The following is a 25,432-nucleotide window of genomic DNA, read 5'->3' on the forward strand; positions in this document are numbered from 1 at the left end:
TCGAAGTAACGCCTTCCCAAAAGATTCTCACCTCCTTTCCATAGCTAGTTCTTTTATCTTATCATGTCAAAACCATACAGTAAAACGTCGCGCTTTTTAAGAGAAAAAAAAACGACTACTCCCGTTCGCACGAGAATAATCGTTTCATCCCACTTTTTCATACGGTTACGACAGGTTCTTCGACTGGTACACCGACGATCGAGCGTTCCAGTAATTCAACGACATCGTACGTAGCAACCGCCTCGTCGACTTCCTTCGCCTTCGTGCCGTCACTGAGCATCGTCAGACAGTACGGACATGCTGACCCAATGACAGACGGTTGGACCGTCAACAATTGTTCCGTCCGTGCGACGTTGACGCGTGCGCCGACTTTTTCTTCTTGCCACATCATCCCGCCGCCAGCACCGCAACACATCCCTTTTTCCCGATTGCGTTCCGTCTCGACGAGCGTGATTCCTGGAATCTTCTCGAGAATATAACGTGGTGCGTCGTAAATATCATTGTAACGACCGAGATAACACGAATCGTGATAAACGACACGCTCCTTGACTTCATGGAGCGGTGTGATCCGTTTCTCGTCAATCAGTCGTGCGAGCAATTCCGTATGGTGATACACTTCAACGTCCGGACTCAGTCCGAAATCTGGATACTCGTTTTTAAATGTATTGTAGGCATGCGGATCAATCGTGACAATCTTTTTGACGCCGTATTTCTCAAATGATTTGATGTTTGCTTCTGCGAGTTCTTGGAACAAGACTTCGTTCCCGATTCGACGTGGTGTATCGCCCGAGTTTTTCTCATCGTTTCCGAGAATCGCAAACGAGATATTGGCCTCGTTAAGAATACGTGCAAACGCCATCGCGATTTTTTGACTTCGGTTATCGTACGATCCCATCGCACCAACCCAGAACAGGTACTCGAAGTCTTCGCCCGCTTTTTTCTTCTCCTTTGCTGTCGGAACGACGAGTTCATCCCGGTTTTTCCGCCAGTTTTCGCGTTCTTTCCGGTTCATCCCCCACGGATTACCTTGACGTTCGATGTTCGCCATCGTCCGTTGCATCTCCGGATCCATCTTGCCTTCCATCATGACGAGATGACGACGGAGGTCGATGATCTTATCGACATGTTCGTTCATGACTGGACACTGATCTTCACAGTTCCGACAAGTCGTACACGCCCAGATTTCTTCTTCCGTAATGACGTTCCCAATCAATGAATCGGGAACGATATCCATCTGTCCGGCTGCTGCCAGGGAAGCGATTTGATTACCTTGCGATCCTTCGAACGCAAAGGCAGGTGCCCATGGCGAACGTTGAGTGATCGCTGCCGTTTTCATGTTGAGATGGTCCCGTAATTTAACGATTAAATCCATCGGCGACAGCATCTTCCCCGTTCCGCTCGCTGGACACATATTCGTACAGCGTCCACACTCGACGCAAGCATACAGATCAACGAGCTGTTTCTGATTGAAATCTTCGATTCGGTTGACCCCGAAGCTGAATTCCGCTTCATCGTCTTCTGCCTCTTCCATGACCGATAGATCAATCGGTGCCAAACGCCCGACTTTCGACGTTCGACCGAGCCAAACGTTTGCTGTACCGGCAATCAAGTGCGCATGTTTACCTTGCGGGATGTAAACCATGAAGCTAAGTAAGAACAGTAAGTGTGCCCACCAGAAGAAAACGAATAATCCGAACGCAATTGACTCCGGCACCCAACTGAATAAGAACGCGATGCTTGAAGCAACCGGTTCACCGAGCGTCGAATGATTCTCATAAACAAGGAAGAATCCGTTCCCGAACAGGACGGCGACCATCAAACCACCGATGAAGATCAACGCAAGACCTGCCATGAAGTTTCGTTTCAAACGGACGAGTTTTTCGACGTACCGGCGATAAAATCCCCAAACGACGGCAATCAAGATGACGAGCATGACGATTTCTTGGAAGAATGTAAAAATCGGATAGAGCGGACCGAGTGGGACGTGCGGGAAACGCTGACCGACTGCGAGTCCTTTCCAGATAAAATCAATCGCTCCGAATTGAACGAGTAAGAAGCCATAGAACATCATGACGTGGATGGCGCCACTTTTCTTATCCTTTAATAATTTCTTTTGACCGAAGACGTTGACTAAGACTGCGTCTATTCGTTCTTTGTTCGTCAGTGTCCATTCCGCCTTTTTCCCCCGTTTAATGGCGGCATAACGACTTTTGACGAGTGACGTGAACAGATAGCCTGCATAGCCGATGACGAGTAGGAAGGCAATCCAGTTAATGAGTAAAAACGTATTCATGTTCGAACAAACCCCTTTCCCCCTAAAGCAGTTGTGTTGAAATGAGTATAGCATATAATGAATGGCTATTCATTCATTTTTTTTCATTTAGTTTTTACTGCGTCACACAAGCAGATAAGTACTCAAAAAAATCAAGCGGTGGATCATCCACCGCTTGATTTAATCACGTCCAATACGTCATTTTTTTAATTTCATAGCATTGGCCATCAGACCAGGGATGTCCGTATTTTCATGCAATCCACTGAACTGTTCGCTTTGTGGACCGTAAGCGTAGAGCGGAACGTCTACACCTGTATGCACGGCAGTCGTCCATCCGACATACGCTCGTTTACTGATCATCTCATTCAATGTCATGACGCGTTTCTTCGCATCCACTTTTTGCAACGTCTGAATTTCTTCAGCCGTCAAATCAAACGTCGTTTCTCGTTTGACGACAGAGGCGATATTCGATAAGTCGTCGTTGAACTGACGAACCATCTCATCCCCCGTCGCCTTGACGTTTTTCAAGACTTCTGGTTTCGCTACGTACTCATCGTATCCACCGACGGACATACCACCTGTATCATGGTCACCGGCGACGACGACCAATGTGTGTTTATCTTTTGCTGCAAAACGAAGCACTTTTTCGACTGCCTGGTGGAACGCTTCTGCATCCTTCATCGCCCAAGCAGCATCATGCGCATGACCCGCCCAGTCGATCTGACTTCCTTCTACCATCAAGAAGAAGCCATCGCGGTCTTTCTTCAATGTTTGCAGGGCTTTCGACGTCATCGTCGCAAGGCTCGGTTGATTCGTGTTTTCCCGGTCCAGTTCTGGTGCCATTCCTTCTTCTGCAAACAATCCAAGAACTTTACGACCATCCGTCTCATTTAGACTTTCGAGTGAATCCGCATACTGGTATCCTGCTCGTTCTGCTTTCTTCACTAGATTACCAGCCTCTTGAACGCCACCATTCTTTTGATCAAAAAAGAACTTCTGACCGCCACCCAGTAAGACGTCGACTTTCATTTCATCCATGTATTGTTTCGCGATGTCAGCTTCATTCGCACGCGTTGCGACGTGCGATGCAAAAACAGCTGGTGTCGCATGGGTGATGGCTGATGTCGAGACAAGTCCTGTTGCTTTGCCTGCTTGATCCGCCCGATCAAGAATAGACGCTACTTCTTTTTCACTTGGATCCATACCGATTGTTCCGTTGTTTGTTTTTGTTCCTGTTGCCATCGCCGTTCCGGCAGCAGCTGAATCGGTCACTTTCGTGTTTGCCGAATACGTCCGCATCATTCCTTTTAAGTGACCGTCGAGTTCCGTCTCCTCGCCTCCTTGATACCAGCGATAATTCGTTGCATAGGCAGCTGAATAACCGTCCGGGATCATGAAGATGACATTTTTAACCTTCGCTTGTTTCGTGTTTTGTTTTGCCTCGACCGGCTGAGCCGATTCATATGTATAGCCCGCAACTCCCGTCATAAGCACTGTACCGAGAATACCTGTCGCCATCCATTTCTTGTTCATTTGTGTTTCCTCCCTGTTCACGATGATGGTTTCATCATACCGAGCGAATGTAAATGAACGATGGAGACCGCTTTAAGGAATGTAAAGAAACGATGACAGCCGAGTTACCACTTCATCTCTTCAAACATGTAATAGCCTTTGTGCTGTTCTTCTAAATATGCCGATAATGGAAGACGGACGTCTTCACTCGTGATGTACTCCGCTAACTCTGTTTGGTTGATCCACTTCGTCTCAATGATTTCTTCATCGGGATCACTTGGATCAAGTACACCACTCACTTCGCAATCAAAATAAGTCACGAGGCTGTGCGCTTGATAAGTTGGCATGAAGTTCTCCGTTAAGAAGGCAAACGACGACGATGTGACCGTCAAACCGGTTTCTTCTTCCACCTCGCGACGCAGTGCTTGCTCGAGGGTCTCTCCAGACTCAATCTGTCCACCGGGTAAGCTCCAGCGTTTCTCCTGACCCGATTGATTATGGACGATGAGCAGTTGATCGCCCTTACGGATGATCGCGACGATGATTCGATAGAGTGGATACATGACGCTTCCTCCTAAAAAGACCACCTTGCCTAAAACAAGATGGCCCACTGTGATTGTTTATTCTAAGCCGAGCGACTGCGGCAGACGAACTGCACGTGCGAAGGCATTTTTATAGTCCTTTTTCGCGACCAACTTTTCGACTTCACGGATTGCTGGATGCTGTTCGTCCGCGAACGCACCAAGAATCGTCAAGTAACGCTCGTATACTTGATCGTCTTCCTGACGTGCTTTCAAGAGCGCTGTATACAGCATGACGGTATCTTCACCGTATAAGACCGGTAATTCTTCGTTAATTAAAAGCAGTGTATCAATCGCTTCTGGATCGACCTTCGGATTATATTCCGTGATGACCTGCTCTGCGAGTCCTTCGAGTTGATCGCGCCATTCGTTGTAACGCGGCTCATCGTTCTCGAGCCACTCAAACCATTCCTCTTCCAACATCTGCTCCATTTGACGTACTGTTTGTTCAAATGCCATTCGTCTCACTCCGTTCCCAAGTTAAATCAATCATATACGTACCGACTGCTTGTCCATTCATCTTTAATGTATAGCGAAACTGCATCTGCTGCCGTTTCATCTCAATCGTCTTCGTGTCCGTTTCCATCAACATCTGACCGAATTGACTGCCATATTGGCTTTTGGTCGTCTCTCCTAAAATGAAGACGTGATGCATCGCAACAGGACCTTTGCGATTCAAAGCGATCTGGTCTTTTGACCATTTGATCGTCGTATCGATCGGTTGTTCATCCGGCTGAACGAACTTCACGGCAAAACCGTCTTTTGTTTCGAACAATGTGCCGTCCGCCTCAAGTTCGACCGATTCACGCATCGGACCATCTTCGATCGTCGTCACTTGTCGTAATGACACCGGGTACTTTACTGGTTTCACTTCTATCACCTCATCGTTTAGCGTACACGATTTTTTCGTCTGATGCACCTTCTGCTTACATGCAAGAAAAAAACGGATTCGACAACTATCGAATCCGTTCAAAACATATTAGCGCACACGGTACAGACGAGCTTCGAATGGACGAAGTTCCAGCTCTGTTCCTTCATGGTGCATCGTCGGATAGTTGCCGAGCAACATATTGTCCGAGTGCAAGATGATGTCCGTATCGATTTCTGCTGTTTCGCCTTTTAAGTTCGTAACGATCAAGAATTGTTCGTCACCAAACGTCCGTGTATACGCGTAGACTTTCGTATCTTCCGGTAAGATGAGATCATACGCGCCATAGATCAATGTCTCTTCCATCTTACGGATTTGGATCATTCGTTTGTAGAAGTTCAAGATTGAATCTTCATCTTGTTCTTGCGACGCGACGTTGATGTCCGCGTAGTTCGGGTTGACACCAAACCATGGAGATTGATTTGAGAAGCCACCGTTTTGCTCGTTCGTCCACTGCATTGGTGTGCGTGAGTTATCACGGGACGAGTTCCAGATGACTTCCATGATTTCCTCATGTGTCTTCCCGGAAGCAAGTTGCATCTCGTACATGTTTTTCGTCGCGACATCATCATAATCCGAGATGTCCGGGAATTGAACGTTCGTCATCCCAATCTCTTGTCCTTGATAGATGAACGGTGTGCCTTGCATGAAGAAATACATCATCGCAAGCGACTTCGCGCTCTCTTTCCAGTACTGTTCCTCGTCGCCCCAAAGAGAGACCGAACGAACCTTATCGTGGTTTTCGAGGTACAACGCATTCCAACCTGTTGCTTCAAGTCCTTTTTGCCATTTCGTCAGCACTTGCTTCAGTTTGACGACGTCGACGCCTTTTTCAGCGTCTGCGCGCCAGAGATCCATGTGTTCGAACTGGAAGACCATGTTCATCTTACCGTTCTCTTCTCCGACCCAGAGATCCGCTTCTTCCGGTGTGACGCCATTTGCTTCTCCGACTGTCATGATATCGTATTTCGAGAACGTCTCATCCTTCAACTCTTCGAGATACGCATGGATGCCTTCTACGTTCATATGCATATCGAATGAAGGGACATACGGCATACCAAGCGGATTCGGGAGATCAGCGAATGATTGATCCTTGTTGATGTGACTGATCGCATCGATTCGGAAACCGTCGATACCTTTATCGAGCCACCAGTTGATCATCGTATAGACCGCTTGACGCATGTCGCGGTTTTGCCAGTTCAAGTCTGGTTGACGACGAGAGAAGACGTGCAGGAAGTACTGCTCCGTCTTTTCGTCATATTCCCATGCTGATCCACCGAAAATACTTTCCCAGTTGTTCGGTTCTCCACCATTGACCGCATCTTTCCAGATGTACCAATCGCGTTTCTCATTGTCTTTTGACGAACGTGATTCAAGGAACCACGGGTGTTCATCCGATGTGTGGTTAACGACGAGATCAAGCAAGACCTTGATGTCACGCTTATGCGCTTCTTCCATTAAGAGATCGAAGTCCGCCATCGTACCGAACTCATCCATGATGTCTTCATAATCACTAATGTCATATCCGTTATCGTCGTTCGGTGACTTGAACATCGGGCAAATCCAAAGAACGTCGACGCCAAGATCCTTCAAATAATCCAGTTTTGCGATGATACCCGGAATATCGCCGATTCCATCGTTGTTTGCATCGTAAAAGCTGCGTGGATAGATTTGGTAAGCAACTGCTTCTTTCCACCAAGCTCGTGTAATTGTTTGTTGGGCCGTTTCAGGGCGCGGTATCATTTGTGTCATGTGTCGTGAATCCTCTCGTAGGTCAGTCTTTGGGGTGTTATTTTCATTAGTTATTGAACTTCTATACACAGCGCAACCGATTGCGCAATTCCTCTACCTTCATCTTATCAAATCCACTTTTAAAGTCAATGTTTCGGGGGTGATTCCACCATTTCACATCAACGGTTGTCACTCTTCGTTCACACTGAATATTTCAGATCGTTTTACATTACATTTACTGAATTATCCTACACTGTTTATCGGTCGATTTCTACCCTTTTGCATAACCTTTCCTTCCGAAAGTGAATCTTTTTTTCTTCGTTCGGGTATACCCTTACCAATGCATGTAAAAAAGGGGGATTTTCAGGATGAAGGGACAATTCTTTATTGGTGGACAATGGCTAGATCACGGACGAGAACGGACGGATGTTACGAATCCAGCAACTGGAGAAGTCGTCGGTAGTGTACCAAACGGAACAAAATCAGACGTCAACGACGCAGTAGAAGCAGCACGGAAGGCATTTCCTGACTGGTCAAAGCGGACAGTCTACGAACGTGCCGAACTTCTCGAGAAGTTATATGCGAAGATGATTGAGAAAAAAGATGAACTGGCTCGCCTGATGACGCTTGAAATGGGGAAACCGCTCGCTGAGTCAGAAGGTGAAGTGCAGTATGCCGCAAACTTCGTCAAATGGTTTGCAGAGGAAGGAAAACGCGCTTATGGGCGTGTCATTCCAACGCATGATGCGAGCAAACGACTTCAAGTCATCAAACAGCCGGTCGGTGTCGTTGCTGCGATCACACCATGGAACTTCCCGGCTGCCATGATTACCCGAAAATTGGCTCCGGCACTCGTCGCTGGATGTACGTTCGTCATCAAACCACCAACAGCGACTCCGCTTACCGCGCTTCGTCTTCTTGAACTCTGTCAAGAAGTCGGGATTCCAGAAGGCGTCGTCAATGCCGTTACAGGTAGCGGGAAAGCGCTTGGTGAATCACTCGCGACACATCCACATGTCGATAAGATCACTTTCACTGGTTCAACCGAAGTTGGACGGACGCTGATGGCTCAAGGAGCAGAGACGATCAAAGCGATGTCGCTTGAACTTGGCGGACATGCACCGATTCTCGTCTTTGATGACTGTGATCTCGATTTAGCTGTCGCTGAGACGATTAAGTCGAAATTCCGTAATGGCGGTCAAACGTGCGTCTGCGGAAACCGGATTTACGTATCCGACTCGATCTATGATGCGTTCGTTGAAAAACTCGGACAAGAGACAGCGAAGCTGAAGACCGGAAATGGTCTTGATGCTGAGACGAAGATTGGACCGATGATCAATAAAGCGGGTTACGATAAAGTCAAAAAACATGTTGATGATGCGACATCCGCTGGTGCACGAGTCGTCACGGGCGGAACAGGAACGACGGATGAGGTGAATGATATCTATTATTATGAAGCAACCGTTCTCGCGGACGTAAAACCCAGCATGCTGATCATGAACGAGGAGACGTTCGGACCTGTTGCTCCCGTCCAGCGTGTCAGTTCTGATGAGGAAGCGGTTCGTTACGCCAACCAGACACCATTCGGTCTCGCTTCGTATGTCTTTACTAAGGATTACGCCCGTGCGATTCGCGCGATCGAAGGGCTTGATTACGGAATCGTCGGCTGGAATGATGGCGTTCCTTCTGCTGCGCAAGCACCATTTGGTGGAATGAAACAATCCGGTCTCGGACGCGAAGGTGGTAGTGAAGGACTCGAAGCCTATCTCGAGACGAAGTACATTTCAATCGGTGGACTAGCGTGAACGCGGCGGATTGGTTCGTCCAATGTTTAGAGGCAGAGGGCGTCACGCATATCTTTGGTGTTCCCGGTGAGGAAAACATCACATTACTCGAATCACTCAGTCGTTCGTCTATCACGTTCATCACGACGCGTCACGAAACGAATGCTGCGTTCATGGCAGCGATGTTCGGTCGCCTGAGTGGGCGACCGGGTGTCTGCCTATCAACACTTGGTCCCGGTGCGACCAATATGATGACCGGTATTGCAAGTGCGACGATGGATCATTCCCCTGTCGTCGCGATCACTGGTCAAGGAGCGACAGCACGGCAACACAAAGCATCGCATCAAATGTTTGATCTCGTAGACCTCTATCGTCCTGTCACGAAGTCCAGTACGTCCGTTCTGTCGGCGGAGGTCATTCCGGAAATCGTGCGACGTGCCTTTGCGACAGCAAAAAGCGAAAAACCAGGGGCAACCCATATCTCTTTTCCAGAAGACATCGCAAAACAAGAACGTGATCAAGCAGCGACACCCCTACAGCAGGACAGTACACCAACGCATCTCCATTCCTTGACGATTGATGATCCAGATGCCTTACGTCTGATTGAGCGCGCAAAACGTCCGGTCATCATTGCTGGATTTGGCATCCATCGGCAGCAAGCACTCGATGCGTTTCGAGCATTCGTCGAAAAGCTCCAAGCTCCCGTCGTCGAGACGATGATGGGAAAAGGAGCGATTTCTTCACACCATCCGCTTGCTGCACACACGATCGGTTTACCAGACGTCGATTACAACCAGCGGATTCTCGATGCGAGTGACCTCATCATTACGGTGGGCTACGATATTACGGAGTTACCTCCGCAAAAATGGAACCAGAAAAAGACACCGATCGTTCATTTGGATACGAACCCTCACGAAATCGATGCCTATTATCCGGTCGTCGCGAACGTAGTCGGACCACTCGTCGATATGCTGACTGTATTGACTCCTTTACTGCCCGAGCGTGCGTGGAACGACTGGCAACAAGATCGCGATAAATTACGCGACGAGATTCAAGAAACGTACTCGCTTGCCTTGCCTTTACATCCTCAAAGTATCGTTCGTGAACTCGAACGAACCGTCGGGGAGGATGGCATGGTCTTCTCGGACGTTGGTGCACACAAAGTCTGGCTCGCACGCCATTATCAAACGACACGTCCGGATCAGTTATTCATTTCCAACGGATTTGCTTCGATGGGCTATGGTTTATCGAGTGCGCTCGCAGCCAAGCTGTTATATCCGGACCGGCGAATCGTCTGTGCCGCTGGAGATGGTGCCTTTTTGATGAATGGACAAGATCTCGAGACCGCTGTTCGTCTGAAGCTTCCGCTCGTCGTATTGATTTGGCGTGACGGAACCTATGGACTGATTGAATGGAAACAACAACAAGCGTTTGGGCGTTCGTCTTGCATCACGTTTGACAATCCAGACCTCGTTCAACTGGCTCATGCTTTCGGCGCACTCGGTCTCCGTGTCGGTGAACATGGCTCCCTCGCACATTGTCTTGACCAAGCATTTGCAAGTGATGGACCCGTTTTGATTGACTGTCCGGTCGATTACCGGGAAAATCTAAAGTTAAGTGAACGTCTCCGGACGTATGGAGGGTGATATACATGACACAACCACGTAAGCTGCAATCCATTTCTGATTTTGATCAATTTGCGTCCGAACACAACGCGTTCGTGATTTGCAAACACAGCACGACATGTCCGATTAGTGCCGCAGGATTCTCGGAGTATACGAAATTTGCAGATGAAACGTCTGTTCCAACAGCGTATCTTTTCGTCCAAGAAGCTCGGACCTTATCGAATCACATCGCCGAACATTACAGCGTTCGGCACGAGTCACCACAAGTCTTGTTCATTCAAGACGGTAAATCGGTCTGGACAGCCTCGCATTACGACATCACGAAAGATGCACTCGAAACGAACGTCCAGTAATGCTAGCTGTGAAACAAGCCTCCGGCTGTTTCAAACTGAAGACAAAGCGCAATTTTTCTTTAACGAGAAGGATTGCGCTTTTTTGTTTACCACGAATCGTTATCCTAGGAAGCGATGTCGAGTGTACAACATGCTTCTTTCTTTGTTTACTTCACTAGAAAAACGCTTTCAATCTTACATAAAAAATAAAATTATCTTTCTTAGCTATTATTATTTGTAATTCGAACTAAATCGGATTAAGATAAACTACAGATAGAACGACCGTATAGAAATATGTACCGTTAGTTTAGTTAGGAGGATATTCATGCAACAAAGTGCAACTCACACAGCTCGAGCTCCTTACGGCATTCTCGCCGTTTTGATGATCGGGGCATTCATTGCTTTCTTAAATAATACATTGCTCAACATCGCCCTTCCTTCGATCATGAAGGATCTTGCGATTGAACCATCGACTGCTCAATGGCTGTCGACTGGTTTCATGCTCGTCAACGGTGTCTTGATTCCGACATCTGCGTTCTTGATTCAAAAATATTCGGTTCGTCGCCTCTTCTTACTCGCGATGACCCTCTTCTCGGCTGGAACGATTCTTGCCGGCTTCGCAGAAGTCTTCCCTGTCTTGCTTGCAGGACGGATGATTCAAGCATCTGGTTCTGCGATCATGATGCCGTTACTGATGAACGTCATGCTCGTCAGTTTCCCGATTGAAAAACGTGGGACTGCGATGGGCTTCTTTGGATTGATCATGATGGGGGCGCCAGCGATCGGACCGACGTTGTCTGGTTGGATCGTCGAGCACTACGATTGGCGGATGTTATTCCACTTCATCACACCAATCGCCTTGATTGTACTCGTCGCTGGTTTCTTCTTACTTCGTGACGTCAAGGAACGGTCTGCCACTCGGATCGATCTCGCTTCCGTGGCACTTTCGTCACTTGGTTTCGGTGGCTTACTGTATGGATTCAGCTCAGCTGGCTCTAAAGGTTGGGACAGCTTCCACGTCTACGGTGCGCTGATTGTCGGAGTCATCGCACTCGTGACATTCATTTACCGTCAGCTCCATATGGAACGTCCGATGCTCAACTTCAAGATTTATCGTTACCCGATGTTCGCCTTGTCTTCTGCCATCTCGATGGTCGTCACGATGGCGATGTTCTCGGGCATGTTATTGCTTCCGATCTATGTCCAGACGATTCGCGGTATCTCACCACTTGATGCGGGTCTCATGCTATTACCGGGTGCCATCTTGATGGCCGTCATGTCACCAATCAACGGGAAACTGTTTGATAAGATCGGTGGACGTCCTCTTGCGTTGACTGGTTTGTTCATCACAGTCGTTACCAGTTACTACTTCAGTCAGCTTGAGATGGATACGACGTATACGCATCTGATCGTCCTGTATTCGTTACGGATGTTCGGGATGTCAATGGTCATGATGCCAGTCTCGACGAACGGTTTGAACCAGTTACCAACGCGCTACTATCCACACGGAACAGCGATGAACAATACGCTGCAACAAGTATCCGGTGCGATCGGAACCGCGTTGCTTGTAACGATCATGTCGACGCATGCGAAGACACGTGGAACAGAACTCGCGTCTGAAGCGGCGAAGAACATGACGAGTCAACCGACAGCTGAAGCGGCTGCTGCTCTGAAACAACAGATCACGATGCAAGCGACGCTTGACGGAATCAACTATGCGTTCTTCATCTCGACGTTCATTGCTGGTCTAGCATTCGTCCTTGCTTTCTTCATTAAACGGGCGACACAAGCTGAAGACATCATTAGCGATCAACGTTCATTAAACGAAACGATCGTCAAACCACAAGTTTCCAATCAATAAGTACAAAAGCAGTCGCCTCTCGCGACTGTTTTTTATTTCTTAAGCTAAATACTGGTACCCCCCATACCTATATGTTAGAGTAAAGATAACAATAAGATCGTTAAAGGAGGTACGACTATGGCACACGATCATCCTGTCGTTCCACGAACGAACGAAGAACAAGATGCGTTGATGAAACGATTGAAGCGCATCGAAGGACAAGTCCGCGGGATTGCTAACATGGTCTCTGAAGATCGGTATTGTATTGATATTTTGACGCAAACGGCATCAATCCAAGCAGCTTTGCGACAAGTCGAACTACAAATCATCGAACGCCATGTCAAGATGTGCATGCATGAAGTCGCCACCCGTCAAGACAGTACGGACGCTTACGTCGATGAATTGATGGCGGTCATCGCTCGATTGAAAAAGTAAGGAGGGTTTTCTGATGTCAAAAACAATTGAGTTTGATATTGAAGGCATGACATGCGCCGCCTGTTCTGCCCGGATTGAAAAAGTCCTCAACCGGATGGACGGGGTCGAAGCCACAGTCAACTTGCCGCTTGAAACCGCTCGTGTTTCGATTTCTGATGCCTATGACGATCAAGCGATCATCGAAAAAATCCGAAAAATCGGCTACGGGGCAACGGTCAAACAAGCACCACACGCAACAAAATCGAATCGCCGGATGCTATATCGCTTTATGATCGCGGCTATTCTATCGTTACCGTTGCTCGCGAGCATGCTGACGCATATTCCGAACAGTCCGTTCCACCTTCCATTCTTAATGAATCCGTGGCTACAGTTTGCTTTAGCGACACCGGTGCAATTCATCATCGGAGCGCCCTTCTATAGTGGGGCTTATAAAAGTTTACGGAGTGGGAGTGCCAACATGGATGTCCTCGTTGCACTCGGAACATCAGCAGCCTACTTTTATTCCGTTGCTGAAATGCTACTCGTCTCTGATATGCCGCATCTCTACTTTGAGACGAGTGCGATTCTGATTACACTCGTCTTACTCGGCAAGGTCCTCGAAGACCGTGCGAAACAACAGACGACGGGAGCAATTAAAAGCCTGCTCTCCCTACAAGCAAAGGAAGCCGTCATCTTAGAGGACGGACAGGAACGAACGGTCTCCATCGATGCAATTCAAACCGGGATGATCTTACTCGTAAAACCTGGGAATAAAATTCCGACAGATGGTATCATTCGCTCAGGCGACGCGTATCTCGATGAATCGATGTTGACCGGTGAATCTGCGCCTGTTCATAAAACGGTTGGGGCATCCGTCATTGGTGGTACGCTGAATACGAACGGATCTTTACAAGTCGAAGCGACAAAGATCGGACAAGCGACGGTTCTTTCACAAATCATTCGTGTCGTCGAACAAGCGCAGACTGAAAAGGCACCGATTCAACGACAAGCCGATCGGATTTCTGGTGTGTTCGTGCCGATCGTCGTTGCCATCGCGCTTCTGACGTTAGCCGCTTGGTGGATGATCAGTGGATCCTTTGCGGAAGCGATTCGTCCTGCCATCGCGGTGCTCGTCATCGCTTGTCCATGTGCACTCGGACTTGCGACACCGACTTCGATCATGGTCGGAACTGGAAAAGGGGCTGAACGAGGGATTCTCTTTAAAGGGGGCGCTCAACTCGAGAATCTTCAACATGTCGATGCTGTCGTCTTTGATAAGACCGGAACACTGACAGTCGGTCGCCCTGTCGTCGTCGAAACGTTCGGTACGGAGACAGCGCTCGATTTCGCTGCTGCGCTTGAACGGCAATCGGAACACCCTCTTGCTCGCGCCATCACAGCAGAACGGGATGTCGTCTTTGATATCGAACGGTTCCACGTCGAATCAGGACGTGGGATCACGGGACAAATCATGGAACATGATCTCATCGTCGGATCGGCGCGAATGATGCAGGAACGAAACATCGTTCTTCCTGATTGGACATCACCTGGAGCGACTCTCGTATACGTCGCTGTCGATGGAGAAGTTGCAGCCGGATACGCCATCCGTGACGCGCTAAAAGATTCAGCGAAAGAAACGATCAAGCGGTTGCGCGAGACAAAAGAAGTATATCTCTTGACCGGTGATCGTCGTGAAGTCGCTGATCATTTAGCAACAGAACTGGGACTGGATCCAGCGTTCGTCTTTGCTGACGTTTTGCCGATTGAAAAGGCAGATGTCATTCAGTCACTTCAACAAACGAAACGTGTCGCGATGGTCGGAGACGGTATCAATGATGCCCCTGCTCTCGTAACAGCAGATGTCGGCATCGCGCTCGGTAGCGGAACGGACGTTGCCCTTGAAGCAGCCGACGTGACGCTACTTGGACACGACTTAAAACAAGTTTTACTTGCGATCGAGCTGAGTGAGCAGACGATGAAAAACATTCGTCAAAATCTCGTCTTTGCACTCGGTTATAACACGATTGGTATTCCGGTCGCCTTTCTCGGTCTGCTTGCCCCATGGCTTGCGGGTGCCGCGATGGCATTCAGCTCTGTCTCTGTCGTGACGAATGCGTTACGATTAAAACGTACCCCACTATCTGAAGGAGGAACATCATCATGAAAGAAACAACATTATCTGTTATCGGTATGACATGCAATCACTGTAAAGCGAGTGTCGAATCAGCTTTATCTGAAGTCGAAGGTGTACAACATGCTACTGTCTCACTCGAACAAAACCAGGTTACAGTCCAGCACGAGGATGTTCCTCGTGAACGTCTCGTCGATGCGATCGAAGAAATCGGCTACGATGTACCGACTGCTTAAATTTTCATGCCAAACTGCTTCTAACACGCAGTTTGGCTTTTTTATTTTTTGAAAAGCGGGAATGTACGGAGTAAGGAGGGGTTCGTATGGTACCGAAAATCGAATTCGTAGAACACTTCGACGACAACAAAGGAAAACGATTTAAAATCGAACTTTGGAATCTCGGAACCTTCACATTCAGTGCCGAGTCAGCTCGTGGACCTGTCACCCGTTTCACCTCCATTGACATTCAATTCGTTCAAGCTTGCGTTCAACGAATGCGCTCGATCGTGGACGCCAAAAAAGCATTTCAGGAAGACCAACCAGTCTAATCCTGTTCTTTTTCCATTCTCCTCATGGCGCTTGCCATGAGTTTTTTTGTTTCCGGTCAATGTTTTTCAATATTTTTGTCTTTTTTTTCGAAAACCAGTATCGCTTCGGCAAGATGAACCGATAAGAAACAGACATCATTTTATTCACATCTTGAGTATTGGAGGCAACTACGTGCGTAATCCTTTTAAAAGTAAGACTACTTCGGCTTATCAAGCTACCATCGGCTTTCCTGATTCCCGTCTCATTACGAAGACGGCAGATCCTGATCTCACATCCCGTCTCGTATACATGGGGTATACAGAAGAACAGCTACAGACACTTAAATCGATGGCATCTGTCGTTCAAGGCATCTTAGATGAGGTTCTTGAACAGGTCCTCGATCATCTTCTATTAAATCCTGAGATGGCAACCATCGCAAAACAATCGTCGACACGCGAACGACTGAAGAAAGTCTTTGCTGACTACTTCACGAGTCTACTGACAGGAAATATGAACGAGTCATTCCTCGCGATGCGTACGCGAATGGGACAGACACATAAACACAACTTCGTTCCCGTCACTTGGTTCATCGCTTCGTATGCTGCGTTTCAGACGTTGTTGATTCCAAAAATCGTCGAACACTATCAGCATGACCCAGCACAACTGACAACAGCTGTGCTTGCATTGACTCACGCAATGAACTTAGACGCTCAGATCGTGACGAGCCAGTACGTCGATTCTCGCTTGAATGAAGTGACGACGGCGAACGAGTCACGCCGTCAACTTTTGACGGACGTCGTTCGTGTCAGTCAAGAAGTCGCAAGCTCAGTTGAGCACACGGATCATGCCATCATCGAGACGAGCCGACGTGCTTCACAAGTATTAGCAGAAACAGCTCAGACGGAGCAGACAAGCCAGCAACTCGTTCAAATGACGATTGCTAACGAACGACAGATGCAACAGATGGAGCAACAATTCGCTCAATCGACACAACAAGTTGGTACTTCGCTTGAAAGCATCCATGAATTGAAGACGACATCGGATGAGATCGTCCAGATGACGCAAAGCATCGAAGCGATCGCCAATCAGACGAACTTACTCGCGTTGAATGCTTCGATTGAAGCAGCACGTGCCGGTGAACACGGTAAAGGATTTGCTGTCGTCGCGACGGAAGTTCGAAACCTTGCTGAGAATGCGAAATCGTTGAGTAGCAGTATCAACGGTCTGATTCAAAAGAACAATGGTAATATCACACAACTCGTTTCTCAGATGGAAGACATTACACGTGCCAACACCGCATCTCAGCAAGAATTGCAACAAGTTAAACAAGGAATTCAAACCGTTAAGAGTGAAATGGAGAATTCCCTCACCTTGTTTGGACGCAACAAAGAAAACCTCGGGCAAATCGTCGAGACGATCCAAGGTCTCAGTAAGACGACACAAGGCTTGACGACACTGACGACGAATCTTGTCGCTGCTTCCGAAACACATTAAAAAATAGGCAATTCTTATTCTCGGTTTTAACCGAAATAAGAATTGCCTATTTTACTTTACTCGTCTTGTTCTGCTGTGACGACAAGACGCTGATCGTATCCTTTTGATTCTGAAAACGTACCTATACATGAAATGAGCGTCAGTTTATTCATGACGGTTGCACCGAAGATTGATCCGACAGGTGCTTCATCGACAGGATAGGACATGACGTTCGTCACCACGTACGATACCTGTTGTCCTGTTTTTCCCGTCACTTCAATCCGTTGCCCTTTTTTCATCTTGGCTAAATCATAAAAAACAGCGGGACCTTCTTGATCATCCAAATGTCCGGCTAGCACGACATTTCCGGTTTGTCCGGCTTTTGCTCCGTATTTATACCAAGCGACCTGATCGGTCTGTTTCGGAACATCCATCCGTCCTTGTTTATCCTTCCCGACGACTTCGATGTTCGCTTTCACATCGAGCGTCGGAATTGTAATACGCGTTGGTATGAACGCCTCTTCGTCCACCTTTTCGGATGGCGTGGACGAAGAAGACGTCGTTGTTTCGGTTTGTTTTGGTTTTTCCGGCTTTGTAGCATCTGGAGGTGATCCCGATTGACATCCGGCTAATACGAGTAAGAGAAGAAGACTACTCTTAAGCGTTTTGTTTACGACGGACGACATACGCTGTTCCTACTAACAAGGCAGCTGCTGCTGCGACTGCCCATGGTGTAGCAGAAGCCGTATCAGATGAACCACCAAGTCCTGTTTCTGGCATTGATGCCATTTCACCACCGTCTGGGATCAAGAGGACTTCAAATGCTGGTTCGCCTTCAAGTAAGCCGATTGCGAGTGCTGTATAGTTTTTGCCACTGTCGAGTTTGACACCATCCAGTGCTTTGACGACATCCGTTGCGCCTGCAGGACGGACTTCAAGGTCATACGTACCTGCATCGAGTGTACCGTAGTCAGAGACTTTTGAGAATTCAAGGTTACTGAAGAGTGGGTCTCCACCTTTTGGTGCGACATCAACAGCTGGCGCATCTGGTGCAAAGTGTGCGACACGAACCATTGATTTTCCATCTTCGCCTTTACCATTGTCTTCCATGACCGCGAGTTTGATATCAGCTAATTTGCCGATTGCTGCGACCGAATAGAATTTACCAGCTTCTACGTTGAGTGTTTGAGAGAGCACAGGATCTTTCGTAGTTCCTGCAGCGAATACTTCTACTTTATGTTCGCCAGCTGGTAGTGTGAGATAATCTGTGACATCTTTGAATTTTGCTCCTGATACCGCTTTTTTGCCATCGACCGCGATATCGACTGCCGGAGCATCTGGTGAAGCATGAATGACACGAACCATTGCGTCATCTGCTGCGCCTACTGGTAGCACGAATAGTGCAAACAGCAACGTAGCGGTCACAAACGATAAGAGTTTCTTCATCTTTTTTCCACCTTTCTGATTGTCAAATGTACATCGCTCTCAAACCAATGTTCTTACACTTCAGAACATTTCCTTCGTGGTGACATCTTAAACTTAAGATACTGCCGTAAATGTGTAAAGATTTCAGTGTGCTATGAACTTGTTCTACAAACACATTGACTTTTTCTTTCTTTTCGAAATAAAATATCTTAAATAACAATAAAAAAGAAGGTTAAAACCTATGGATTCCTACGATTTAAAAATTATTACTTTTTTGAAAAGGGATGCCCGGATGAAATGGTCAACACTTGCACAACACATCGGCTTATCGGCACCGGCTGTTGCAGAGCGCGTCGCACGCTTACAAGAGCAAGGTATCATCCGTCAGTTGACGACGGTTCTAGACCCCTCCTCCTTTGACTATCGTCTTGCTGCATTCGTCGCTGTTTCACTCGAGCGACCGGAACATCGAGCGCCATTTCTAAAACGGATTCAAGAACTTGAGTATGTACTGGAATGCCATCACGTCGCCGGGGACGATGATTACCTACTTAAAATCCGTTGTCGGGATACAGAACAACTTGATGAAATCATCACCTACCACATCAAAGAATTAGCAGGTATCCTGCGGACGAAAACGACGATCATCATGCGAACGGAAAAGGAGTCGCTTCATTTTCCGTTACCCGAGGTGGACTGATGTTTACGACTGGTTTTGGAATCGGGTTTGCCTTAGCCGCCCCCGTCGGTCCGATTGGCCTCTTATGCATGCAACGAACTCTTCGACATGGACGAATTTCCGGAATTGTTTCCGGACTCGGAGCCGCAACGGCAGACTTTACTTATGGATTGCTTGCCTTATCTGGTTTTTCACTCGTCCAATCTTTACTCACCCAAGCATCCTGGATGCAACTGATCGGCAGTCTGTTTTTGTGTTACATCGGCTGGTCGATGTTTCAAGCTTCTTCGGTCGCCTCAATTTCCGATACAGCCTCGTCACGGTTAAGTAGCTATCTATCCGTCTTACTCCTGACGTTCTTGAACCCCATGACGATCACGCTATTCCTGGCGTTGTTCGCACGATTTAAATTGACGATGACGAACGGACAGGATGCCTTTTTGTTTCTAATCGGTATTTTTCTCGGTTCTGCCACTTGGTGGGTCATCTTGGCGAACATCACACACCTGCTCAAGCACCAGCTTGCGACACCCACTTTACGTATCATCCAGTGGACGTCTGCCAGTCTAATCATCGGATTCGGTGCGTTCGGGATCATTCAATTCTTCCTCTAAACAAAACAAAAGAGACCGACATCACGTCCGGTCTCTTTTGCTTTTTCATTTAATGAATCCAATCATCATTTCGCGTAATACTTTCGCTGCCGCGATCGCTGTCATGTCGGATTGATCGTACGCTGGGCATACTTCTACCAAATCCGCGCCGATGACGTCGACGTCTGCTCGTGCGATCATATGAACGACTTCAAGTAGTTCCTTCGTTGTCACTCCACCGATTTCTTGTGTACCTGTCCCTGGTGCTGCTGACGGATCGAGAACATCGATATCGATCGTGACATAGACCTTTTTACCGGCAAGTGTCGGAAGAACTTGACGAAGCGGCTCGACGATCTCGTATTTGAAGAGGTTGTAGCCTGACGTTTTCGCCCATTCGAACTCTTCTTTCATACCTGAACGAATTCCGAATGAATAGCAGTTCTCTGGTCCGATCAAGTTTGCGATTTTCTTAAGTGGCGTCGAGTGCGACAATGGCTCTCCTTCATACTCATCGCGTAAGTCCGTATGCGCATCAAAGTGAAGCACGACGAAATCATCGTAGTGTTTATCGAACGCTTTGACGACTGGCCACGTGACTAAATGTTCGCCACCCATACCGAGCGGGAACTTGCCTGCTGTCAGTAACGAATCGACGTATTCTTCAATCATATCAAGTGATTTTTGAGCATTCCCGAATGGTAACGGGATATCTCCCGCGTCAAACAACTTCGCGTCGGCGATGTCACCATCTAAGTACGGGCTATATTCTTCTAAACCAAGAGATACTTCACGGATACGTGCCGGACCAAATCGTGAACCCGGACGGAAACTGACCGTCCAGTCCATCGGCATGCCGTATAAAATTCCTTTTGCATCTTCGTGAGTCGGTTGACTCGCGATAAAGACTTTTCCTGAATATGCTTCATCAAAACGCATGATCCATTCCCCCTGTTCATTTGCCGTTTGCTGATACAAACGTCTGTTTACCTGACAACAGAGCGATTTCGAAGATCGAAACCGCTCTGTTCATGTGTGCTATAGTGACTGAGCTCAGCCGTTCGTCAAATCTTTAACGAATTTCGGAAGTGCGAAAGCTGCCGTGTGAAGCTCAGGCGTGTAATACTTCGTGTCGATCTCGTGGAAACGCTCTGGTGCAACAGCAAGCGGATCGTGTTTCTTTGATCCGATCGTGAACGTCCAAAGACCACTTGGGTATGTCGGAACGTTAGCGATGTAGAGCTTCGTGATTGGGAAGATTTCTTTAACATCACGTTGGACATCACGGATCAAGTCTGGTGTGAACCATGGGTTATCCGATTGTGCGACGAAAATACCGTCTTCTTTCAATGCTTTTGAAATACCAGAGTAGAAGCCTTTCGTGAACAAGTTGACCGCTGGACCAACTGGTTCAGTCGAGTCGACCATGATGACATCATACTCGTTTTCTGCTTCTGCGATATGCATGAATCCATCCCCAACGATGACTTCGACGCGTGCATCGTCCAATCCACCTGCAATGTTCGGGAGGTATTTTTTCGAATACTCGATGACTTTTCCGTCGATTTCAACTAAAACAGCTTTTTCGACGGACGGGTGTTTCAAGACTTCACGGATGACTCCGCCGTCTCCTCCACCAACGACCAGAACCGATTTTGGATTCGGGTGTGTGAACAACGGGACGTGCGCGACCATCTCGTGGTAAACGAACTCGTCCTTATCTGTCGTCATGACCATTCCGTCAAGTAACAACATCGTACCGAACTCGTCCGTTTCAACCATCTCTAGGCGTTGAAACTCCGTTTGTTCGCTCTCATAAACGTGGTTGACACGGAATGTGATACCGTAATCTTCCGTTTGGTGTTCCGTGAACCATAACTTTAATTTTTGTTCCATTTGCGATAGAACCCCTTTCTTTCATCAAGACAAAAGTTGTTCGTATGCGAGTGGCGTTTACGGCGCTTCTTAATCATACAAATGCGAGTATACCGAATTTCGAAAGAAACTTCTATATAATTCGAAAATTTTTGTCTTCTGTCTTTACTCGACGAACGTCACGATTTCATCAAGTGGACGACGTTGCTTATCACGTTTTGGTTCGTCTGCCCGGTAACCGAATGCGACCATGACCGGCACCGTGAAAACAGAACGATCGAGCAGTCCACGATCGACGAGTAATTGCTCGACTGCTTGCTGGTCGAATCCTTCGATTGGACATGAATCGATACCGATTTGTGCTGCCGTCGACATCATGTTCCCGAGTGCGATATAGGCTTGTTTAGCTGCCCAGTCTTCCATCGCTTTTGGGTTATCACCAATCGCGAAATCCTCCTCTAAAAACAGACCGTAACGCTTCGTCCGTCCGGCTTTCGCTTCTTCGGATAAACCAAGGAAATCCATCATCTGCGTGACATGCGGACCATTTGTCTGCATTTGTTCTCCGGTGCGGGCGAGGAACAAGACGAAGTGACTCGCTGTCGGTAATTGTCCTTGTGCGCCCCAAGAAATTTCTTTTAAGGCGTCTCGGATTTCTGGATTTTGAATGACGAGCATGTTCCATGGCTCATATCCGAACGAGCTCGGTGACAGACGCGCCGTTTCTAGAATGAACCGGAAATCGTCTTCTGGGATCATTTGACCATTAAATGCCTTTGTTGCATGACGAGATTGAAATGCTTCAAGAATTGTTTGTTTTTGTTGTTGTTTTTCCATGAGAAATGCCTCCTTCAAAATGATGACTGCTTTTGTTATATCAAATCTGATTTTAGACCGCCTCTGATTTGCTCATATCAAGCTTTACGTTAGTTTTAAGACGAAACGGGAAATAATAGTATTAACGTTTTCTTTTTCTTTATTTCCACATTATTTTAGATACGCATGATTGCGCCCTTTTTTTGCTCGTTCTTCCTTGTAAATCATTGGTTTTTTCATTCTCATTTCCCGTTCGATTTGCTTTTCCGCTCAAATGTTTGTTACGGTAGTACCCTGCGTGATTAGGTTTTGTTATCAGAACGATGGGGTAATGATAATGTCGTTGCCATCATTTGATACAGAACAACTATGTAAAATTCGAAAGAAGGTGTTGAACACGATGGAAAATAATCGAAAAAGTAAGATCACAAAAGTCTTTATGGTATCTGTCATTTTCTGTGTGCTCTTTACCATATGGGGAATCTTACCGGAATCCCTAATCGGTGCAGCTAGTCTCGGAAATGTCACAGCTCAAGCACAATCCTTTGTCTCTAACGGATTTGGCTGGCTTTATCTACTCGGCATGAGTGCTTTTTTAATCATTGCTATCTTTTTAATCTTTTCCCGCTTCGGTTCAATCCGACTCGGTAAGGATTCGGACCGTCCTGAATATGGTCTTATTTCTTGGTTTGCGATGCTCTTCAGTGCTGGTATGGGAATCGGGCTTGTCTTCTGGGGTGTCTCAGAGCCATTGACGCACTTCCATACGCCGCCAGTCGCAACAGATGATCCAACGGAAGCAGCGCGCCTCGCGATGCGCTATTCATTCTTCCACTGGGGCTTACACCCTTGGGCCTTGTACGCAATCGTCGCACTTGCTATCGCTTACTCGACATTCCGAAAAGGACGTCCCGCTACGATTGGGGATACCGTCGCTTCACTAATGAAACCGCGCTATGAAGCAGCTGGTAAAGGAACAGTTGAAGTACTCGCCATCGTCGCAACAGCATTTGGTGTCGCGACGTCGCTCGGTCTCGGAGCACAACAAATCTCAGGTGGATTGAACTTCCTAACGAGTAGTATTCCCAACTCCTTCCTGACACAAATCATCATCATTGTCGTCGTTTCGATTCTCTACATGATCAGTGCCGCGTCAGGTCTCGATAAAGGAATCGTTCGTCTCAGTAACGCCAACATCGTTCTTGCCGTTCTGTTGATGATCGGCGTCCTGTTCCTCGGACCGTTCAGTTTCATTATGGACCTCTTTGTGCAAACGACAGGTGCTTACCTGCAGAACTTACCAGTCATGAGCTTCCGGGCATCTGCTTTTAACCCAGATGAACGTGAGTGGATCAACGGTTGGACGATTTTCTACTGGGCTTGGTGGATTTCATGGTCACCATTCGTCGGTACGTTCATCGCCCGCGTCTCAAAAGGACGGACGATTCGTGAGTTCGTCATCGGCATCATGCTTGTCCCAACGATCTTTGGTCTCCTTTGGTTCTCGGTCTTCGGTGGGTCAGCGATCTGGAACGAATTGTTCCAAAACGTCAATTTGATTTCGACCGTTAACGATAAAGGGGTCGAAACTGGAATGTTCGCATTGTTTGAGACATTCGGTGGCTTAGGTACGTTCCTCAGTATCGTCGCCGTCTTCTTGATCACGACGTTCTTCATCACTTCGGCTGACTCCGCGACGTACGTTCTCGGTATGCTATCGTCTGGCGGTAGCCTGATGCCAAGCTTACGCATCAAGCTTGCTTGGGGTGTCATCCAGTCTTCGATCGCTGCCGTCTTACTTTATGCCGGTGGACTGAGCGCCTTACAAGCAGCCGCTGTTCTAGCCGCCTTCCCGTTCATCTTCGTCGTCGGAATGATGGTCATCGCCTTGTTCAAGGACTTGTCAGATGAACCCGATGCGCAAAAAGAAGTCACCGATTTAAAACAAGATGCTTAAATCAAATTGATTTCCTCCTTCCGTCGCATACGGAAGGAGGTCTTTTTTGTTATCCTGAATTATGCTGAGTAGAAGAAATGAGGTGGCTTATGCGTAAACGTACACGCTGGCTAGTATCCCTTGGTGTCCTCGCCTTAGGAAGCTGGTTTTTATATCGTGAAAATAACGTCATTGATGTTTCACGGGTGACGGTCACGTCGAATCGCTTACCGGAAGCGTTTGACGGATATCGCGTCGTCCAAGTAGCAGATTTACATGGCAAGGCGTTCGGGAATGAACAAAAACGACTACTGAAGAAAATTGATCGCGAAAAGCCGGATCTCGTCGTCATGACTGGCGATTTGATTGACTCGAGGCGAAACGGTGAAGAAGCTGCCCTTACACTCATGAAAGCGCTCGTTGATCGATACCCGGTCTACTTCGTCACCGGGAATCATGAGGTGCGACTCAATCTAACAATTTTGCCAAAGCTTGAACAACTGGGTGTCACCGTTCTCCGGAATGAATCGCGTGTCATCGAATACCAAGGTCAATCGATTTCGTTACTCGGTATCGATGATCCGACGACGACACGATGGCGTGAAGGGCTATCGGAACCGGATGGGATTCGTCAAAGTCTCGATCAAGCACTGCAAGACGTGTCACCTGATGCGTTTCAGCTCTTGCTTGCGCATCGTCCGGAATATAAATCCTTGTATGCCGAGCGTTCCGTTGATCTCGTCTTATCCGGTCATGCGCACGGCGGACAGATCCGCCTGCCGTTTACAGAAGGTCTGTATGCCCCCGGTCAAGGATTCTTTCCGAACGTAACGGCAGGTCGCTATCAGGAACAGCAGACCGAACTGATCGTCAGTCGTGGTCTCGGAAACAGCCTGTTTCCGTTTCGTCTGTTCAATCATCCAGAACTTGTCGTCCTGACGCTGAAACGACCATGAAA

General features: G+C 47.7%; 24 protein-coding genes. 13 read left to right on the top strand and 11 right to left on the bottom strand.

Translation table 11 applies throughout. From position 1 onward, the window contains the following. Positions 1-157 precede the first annotated feature (157 nt). The 6 genes from KNQ12_RS11845 to KNQ12_RS11870 form a co-directional block, all read right to left on the bottom strand. The gene (locus KNQ12_RS11845; RefSeq protein ID WP_214748384.1) at positions 158-2,293 is read right to left on the bottom strand and encodes a (Fe-S)-binding protein; all 2,136 of its coding nucleotides are present in this window, start codon (positions 2,291-2,293) and stop codon (positions 158-160) included. 177 nt (positions 2,294-2,470) lie between these two features. Next, a complete protein-coding gene (locus tag KNQ12_RS11850) occupies positions 2,471-3,805 on the bottom strand; it encodes an alkaline phosphatase (RefSeq protein WP_214748381.1) in 1,335 nt (444 codons plus the stop codon). A 104-nt stretch (positions 3,806-3,909) separates the two neighbouring features. Further along, complete coding sequence (locus KNQ12_RS11855) at positions 3,910-4,347, bottom strand: NUDIX domain-containing protein (protein ID WP_214748378.1); 438 nt, start codon at positions 4,345-4,347, stop codon at positions 3,910-3,912. Between the two features lie 57 nt (positions 4,348-4,404). Then, positions 4,405-4,824, bottom strand: coding sequence for a hypothetical protein (locus KNQ12_RS11860; RefSeq protein ID WP_023466820.1), 420 nt, complete (start codon positions 4,822-4,824; stop codon positions 4,405-4,407). Then, a complete protein-coding gene (locus KNQ12_RS11865) occupies positions 4,814-5,236 on the bottom strand; it encodes a YwiB family protein (RefSeq protein WP_235147615.1) in 423 nt (140 codons plus the stop codon). The genes KNQ12_RS11860 and KNQ12_RS11865 overlap by 11 nt, the downstream gene beginning before the upstream one ends. 108 nt (positions 5,237-5,344) lie before the next feature. Further along, positions 5,345-7,045, bottom strand: a complete 1,701-nt coding sequence (locus KNQ12_RS11870) for a glycoside hydrolase family 13 protein (RefSeq protein ID WP_052169408.1) — start codon at positions 7,043-7,045, stop codon at positions 5,345-5,347. Positions 7,046-7,392: 347 nt separating this feature from the next. Here KNQ12_RS11870 and KNQ12_RS11875 point away from each other — a divergent pair, with 347 nt between their 5' ends. The 9 genes from KNQ12_RS11875 (at position 7,393) to KNQ12_RS17155 (ending at position 17,171) form a co-directional block, all read left to right on the top strand. After that, complete coding sequence (locus KNQ12_RS11875; RefSeq protein ID WP_214748375.1) at positions 7,393-8,829, top strand: NAD-dependent succinate-semialdehyde dehydrogenase; 1,437 nt, start codon at positions 7,393-7,395, stop codon at positions 8,827-8,829. Further along, positions 8,826-10,454, top strand: a complete 1,629-nt coding sequence (locus tag KNQ12_RS11880; RefSeq protein ID WP_214748372.1) for an acetolactate synthase large subunit — start codon at positions 8,826-8,828, stop codon at positions 10,452-10,454. The genes KNQ12_RS11875 and KNQ12_RS11880 overlap by 4 nt, the downstream gene beginning before the upstream one ends. A 5-nt stretch (positions 10,455-10,459) precedes the next feature. Next, positions 10,460-10,786: a bacillithiol system redox-active protein YtxJ gene (gene ytxJ / locus KNQ12_RS11885; RefSeq protein WP_023466812.1), complete on the top strand. Its 327-nt coding sequence runs from the start codon at positions 10,460-10,462 to the stop codon at positions 10,784-10,786. A gap of 304 nt (positions 10,787-11,090) precedes the next feature. Then, the gene (locus KNQ12_RS11890) at positions 11,091-12,626 is read left to right on the top strand and encodes a DHA2 family efflux MFS transporter permease subunit (protein ID WP_214748369.1); all 1,536 of its coding nucleotides are present in this window, start codon (positions 11,091-11,093) and stop codon (positions 12,624-12,626) included. Between the two features lie 117 nt (positions 12,627-12,743). After that, a complete protein-coding gene (locus KNQ12_RS11895) occupies positions 12,744-13,040 on the top strand; it encodes a metal-sensitive transcriptional regulator (protein ID WP_214748366.1) in 297 nt (98 codons plus the stop codon). A 13-nt stretch (positions 13,041-13,053) separates the two neighbouring features. Then, entirely contained in the window at positions 13,054-15,183 is a 2,130-nt protein-coding gene (locus tag KNQ12_RS11900; protein ID WP_214748363.1) for a heavy metal translocating P-type ATPase, read from the top strand. Next, positions 15,180-15,386: a heavy-metal-associated domain-containing protein gene (locus KNQ12_RS11905; protein ID WP_023466808.1), complete on the top strand. Its 207-nt coding sequence runs from the start codon at positions 15,180-15,182 to the stop codon at positions 15,384-15,386. Before KNQ12_RS11900 ends, KNQ12_RS11905 begins: the two co-directional genes overlap by 4 nt. A gap of 86 nt (positions 15,387-15,472) precedes the next feature. Then, positions 15,473-15,697 (top strand): hypothetical protein, encoded by a 225-nt coding sequence (locus KNQ12_RS11910; protein WP_023466807.1) that lies wholly within the window; start codon positions 15,473-15,475, stop codon positions 15,695-15,697. Positions 15,698-15,869: 172 nt separating this feature from the next. Further along, entirely contained in the window at positions 15,870-17,171 is a 1,302-nt protein-coding gene (locus KNQ12_RS17155; RefSeq protein ID WP_214748360.1) for a protoglobin domain-containing protein, read from the top strand. A 56-nt stretch (positions 17,172-17,227) separates the two neighbouring features. On the opposite strand, the gene KNQ12_RS11920 is transcribed toward KNQ12_RS17155, so the two are convergent. Then, on the bottom strand, positions 17,228-17,836 hold the full coding sequence (locus KNQ12_RS11920) for a class F sortase (protein WP_035399163.1): 609 nt from the start codon (positions 17,834-17,836) through the stop codon (positions 17,228-17,230). After that, positions 17,808-18,596, bottom strand: a complete 789-nt coding sequence (locus KNQ12_RS11925) for a DUF4397 domain-containing protein (protein ID WP_023466804.1) — start codon at positions 18,594-18,596, stop codon at positions 17,808-17,810. The genes KNQ12_RS11920 and KNQ12_RS11925 overlap by 29 nt, the downstream gene beginning before the upstream one ends. A 220-nt stretch (positions 18,597-18,816) precedes the next feature. Between KNQ12_RS11925 and KNQ12_RS11930 the strand changes: the two genes are divergently transcribed. Beyond that, positions 18,817-19,275, top strand: coding sequence for an Lrp/AsnC family transcriptional regulator (locus KNQ12_RS11930; protein WP_023466803.1), 459 nt, complete (start codon positions 18,817-18,819; stop codon positions 19,273-19,275). Beyond that, positions 19,275-19,868 carry a LysE family translocator gene (locus KNQ12_RS11935; RefSeq protein ID WP_058265484.1) on the top strand — a complete coding sequence of 198 codons (594 nt, stop codon included), beginning with the start codon at positions 19,275-19,277 and terminating at the stop codon, positions 19,866-19,868. The genes KNQ12_RS11930 and KNQ12_RS11935 overlap by 1 nt, the downstream gene beginning before the upstream one ends. 45 nt (positions 19,869-19,913) lie before the next feature. Here the strand turns inward: KNQ12_RS11935 and speB are convergent, their stop codons facing one another. The 3 genes from speB to KNQ12_RS11950 form a co-directional block, all read right to left on the bottom strand. Continuing rightward, on the bottom strand, positions 19,914-20,786 hold the full coding sequence (gene speB / locus KNQ12_RS11940) for an agmatinase (protein WP_023466800.1): 873 nt from the start codon (positions 20,784-20,786) through the stop codon (positions 19,914-19,916). 114 nt (positions 20,787-20,900) lie between these two features. Continuing rightward, on the bottom strand, positions 20,901-21,743 hold the full coding sequence (gene speE / locus KNQ12_RS11945; protein ID WP_023466799.1) for a polyamine aminopropyltransferase: 843 nt from the start codon (positions 21,741-21,743) through the stop codon (positions 20,901-20,903). 144 nt (positions 21,744-21,887) lie between these two features. Then, on the bottom strand, positions 21,888-22,559 hold the full coding sequence (locus KNQ12_RS11950) for an NAD(P)H-dependent oxidoreductase (RefSeq protein WP_214748357.1): 672 nt from the start codon (positions 22,557-22,559) through the stop codon (positions 21,888-21,890). A gap of 379 nt (positions 22,560-22,938) precedes the next feature. On the opposite strand from KNQ12_RS11950, the gene KNQ12_RS11955 reads away from it, so the two are divergent. Both KNQ12_RS11955 and KNQ12_RS11960 read left to right on the top strand, forming a co-directional pair. Further along, entirely contained in the window at positions 22,939-24,495 is a 1,557-nt protein-coding gene (locus tag KNQ12_RS11955) for a BCCT family transporter (protein WP_214748354.1), read from the top strand. Positions 24,496-24,584: 89 nt separating this feature from the next. Next, positions 24,585-25,430 (top strand): metallophosphoesterase, encoded by an 846-nt coding sequence (locus tag KNQ12_RS11960; RefSeq protein WP_058265481.1) that lies wholly within the window; start codon positions 24,585-24,587, stop codon positions 25,428-25,430. Positions 25,431-25,432: the final 2 nt, after the last annotated feature.

This window comes from Exiguobacterium sp. s11 (genome assembly GCF_018619015.1).
GTDB lineage: Bacteria > Bacillota > Bacilli > Exiguobacteriales > Exiguobacteriaceae > Exiguobacterium_A > Exiguobacterium_A indicum.

Excerpts from the sequence above, each read along its gene's own strand:
- KNQ12_RS11900 (WP_214748363.1), top strand. The coding sequence starts at position 13,054 with ATGTCAAAAACAATTGAGTTTGATATTGAAGGCATGACATGCGCCGCC.
- KNQ12_RS11930 (WP_023466803.1), top strand. The coding sequence starts at position 18,817 with ATGGATTCCTACGATTTAAAAATTATTACTTTTTTGAAAAGGGATGCC.
- KNQ12_RS11950 (WP_214748357.1), bottom strand. The coding sequence starts at position 22,559 with ATGGAAAAACAACAACAAAAACAAACAATTCTTGAAGCATTTCAATCT.
- KNQ12_RS11925 (WP_023466804.1), bottom strand. The coding sequence starts at position 18,596 with ATGAAGAAACTCTTATCGTTTGTGACCGCTACGTTGCTGTTTGCACTA.
- KNQ12_RS11845 (WP_214748384.1), bottom strand. The coding sequence starts at position 2,293 with ATGAATACGTTTTTACTCATTAACTGGATTGCCTTCCTACTCGTCATC.
- KNQ12_RS11850 (WP_214748381.1), bottom strand. The coding sequence starts at position 3,805 with ATGAACAAGAAATGGATGGCGACAGGTATTCTCGGTACAGTGCTTATG.
- speB (WP_023466800.1), bottom strand. The coding sequence starts at position 20,786 with ATGCGTTTTGATGAAGCATATTCAGGAAAAGTCTTTATCGCGAGTCAA.
- KNQ12_RS11955 (WP_214748354.1), top strand. The coding sequence starts at position 22,939 with ATGGAAAATAATCGAAAAAGTAAGATCACAAAAGTCTTTATGGTATCT.
- KNQ12_RS11910 (WP_023466807.1), top strand. The coding sequence starts at position 15,473 with ATGGTACCGAAAATCGAATTCGTAGAACACTTCGACGACAACAAAGGA.
- KNQ12_RS11905 (WP_023466808.1), top strand. The coding sequence starts at position 15,180 with ATGAAAGAAACAACATTATCTGTTATCGGTATGACATGCAATCACTGT.
- KNQ12_RS11935 (WP_058265484.1), top strand. The coding sequence starts at position 19,275 with ATGTTTACGACTGGTTTTGGAATCGGGTTTGCCTTAGCCGCCCCCGTC.
- KNQ12_RS11875 (WP_214748375.1), top strand. The coding sequence starts at position 7,393 with ATGAAGGGACAATTCTTTATTGGTGGACAATGGCTAGATCACGGACGA.
- KNQ12_RS11895 (WP_214748366.1), top strand. The coding sequence starts at position 12,744 with ATGGCACACGATCATCCTGTCGTTCCACGAACGAACGAAGAACAAGAT.
- KNQ12_RS11860 (WP_023466820.1), bottom strand. The coding sequence starts at position 4,824 with ATGGCATTTGAACAAACAGTACGTCAAATGGAGCAGATGTTGGAAGAG.
- KNQ12_RS11890 (WP_214748369.1), top strand. The coding sequence starts at position 11,091 with ATGCAACAAAGTGCAACTCACACAGCTCGAGCTCCTTACGGCATTCTC.
- KNQ12_RS11960 (WP_058265481.1), top strand. The coding sequence starts at position 24,585 with ATGCGTAAACGTACACGCTGGCTAGTATCCCTTGGTGTCCTCGCCTTA.
- ytxJ (WP_023466812.1), top strand. The coding sequence starts at position 10,460 with ATGACACAACCACGTAAGCTGCAATCCATTTCTGATTTTGATCAATTT.
- speE (WP_023466799.1), bottom strand. The coding sequence starts at position 21,743 with ATGGAACAAAAATTAAAGTTATGGTTCACGGAACACCAAACGGAAGAT.
- KNQ12_RS11870 (WP_052169408.1), bottom strand. The coding sequence starts at position 7,045 with ATGACACAAATGATACCGCGCCCTGAAACGGCCCAACAAACAATTACA.
- KNQ12_RS11855 (WP_214748378.1), bottom strand. The coding sequence starts at position 4,347 with ATGTATCCACTCTATCGAATCATCGTCGCGATCATCCGTAAGGGCGAT.
- KNQ12_RS11920 (WP_035399163.1), bottom strand. The coding sequence starts at position 17,836 with ATGTCGTCCGTCGTAAACAAAACGCTTAAGAGTAGTCTTCTTCTCTTA.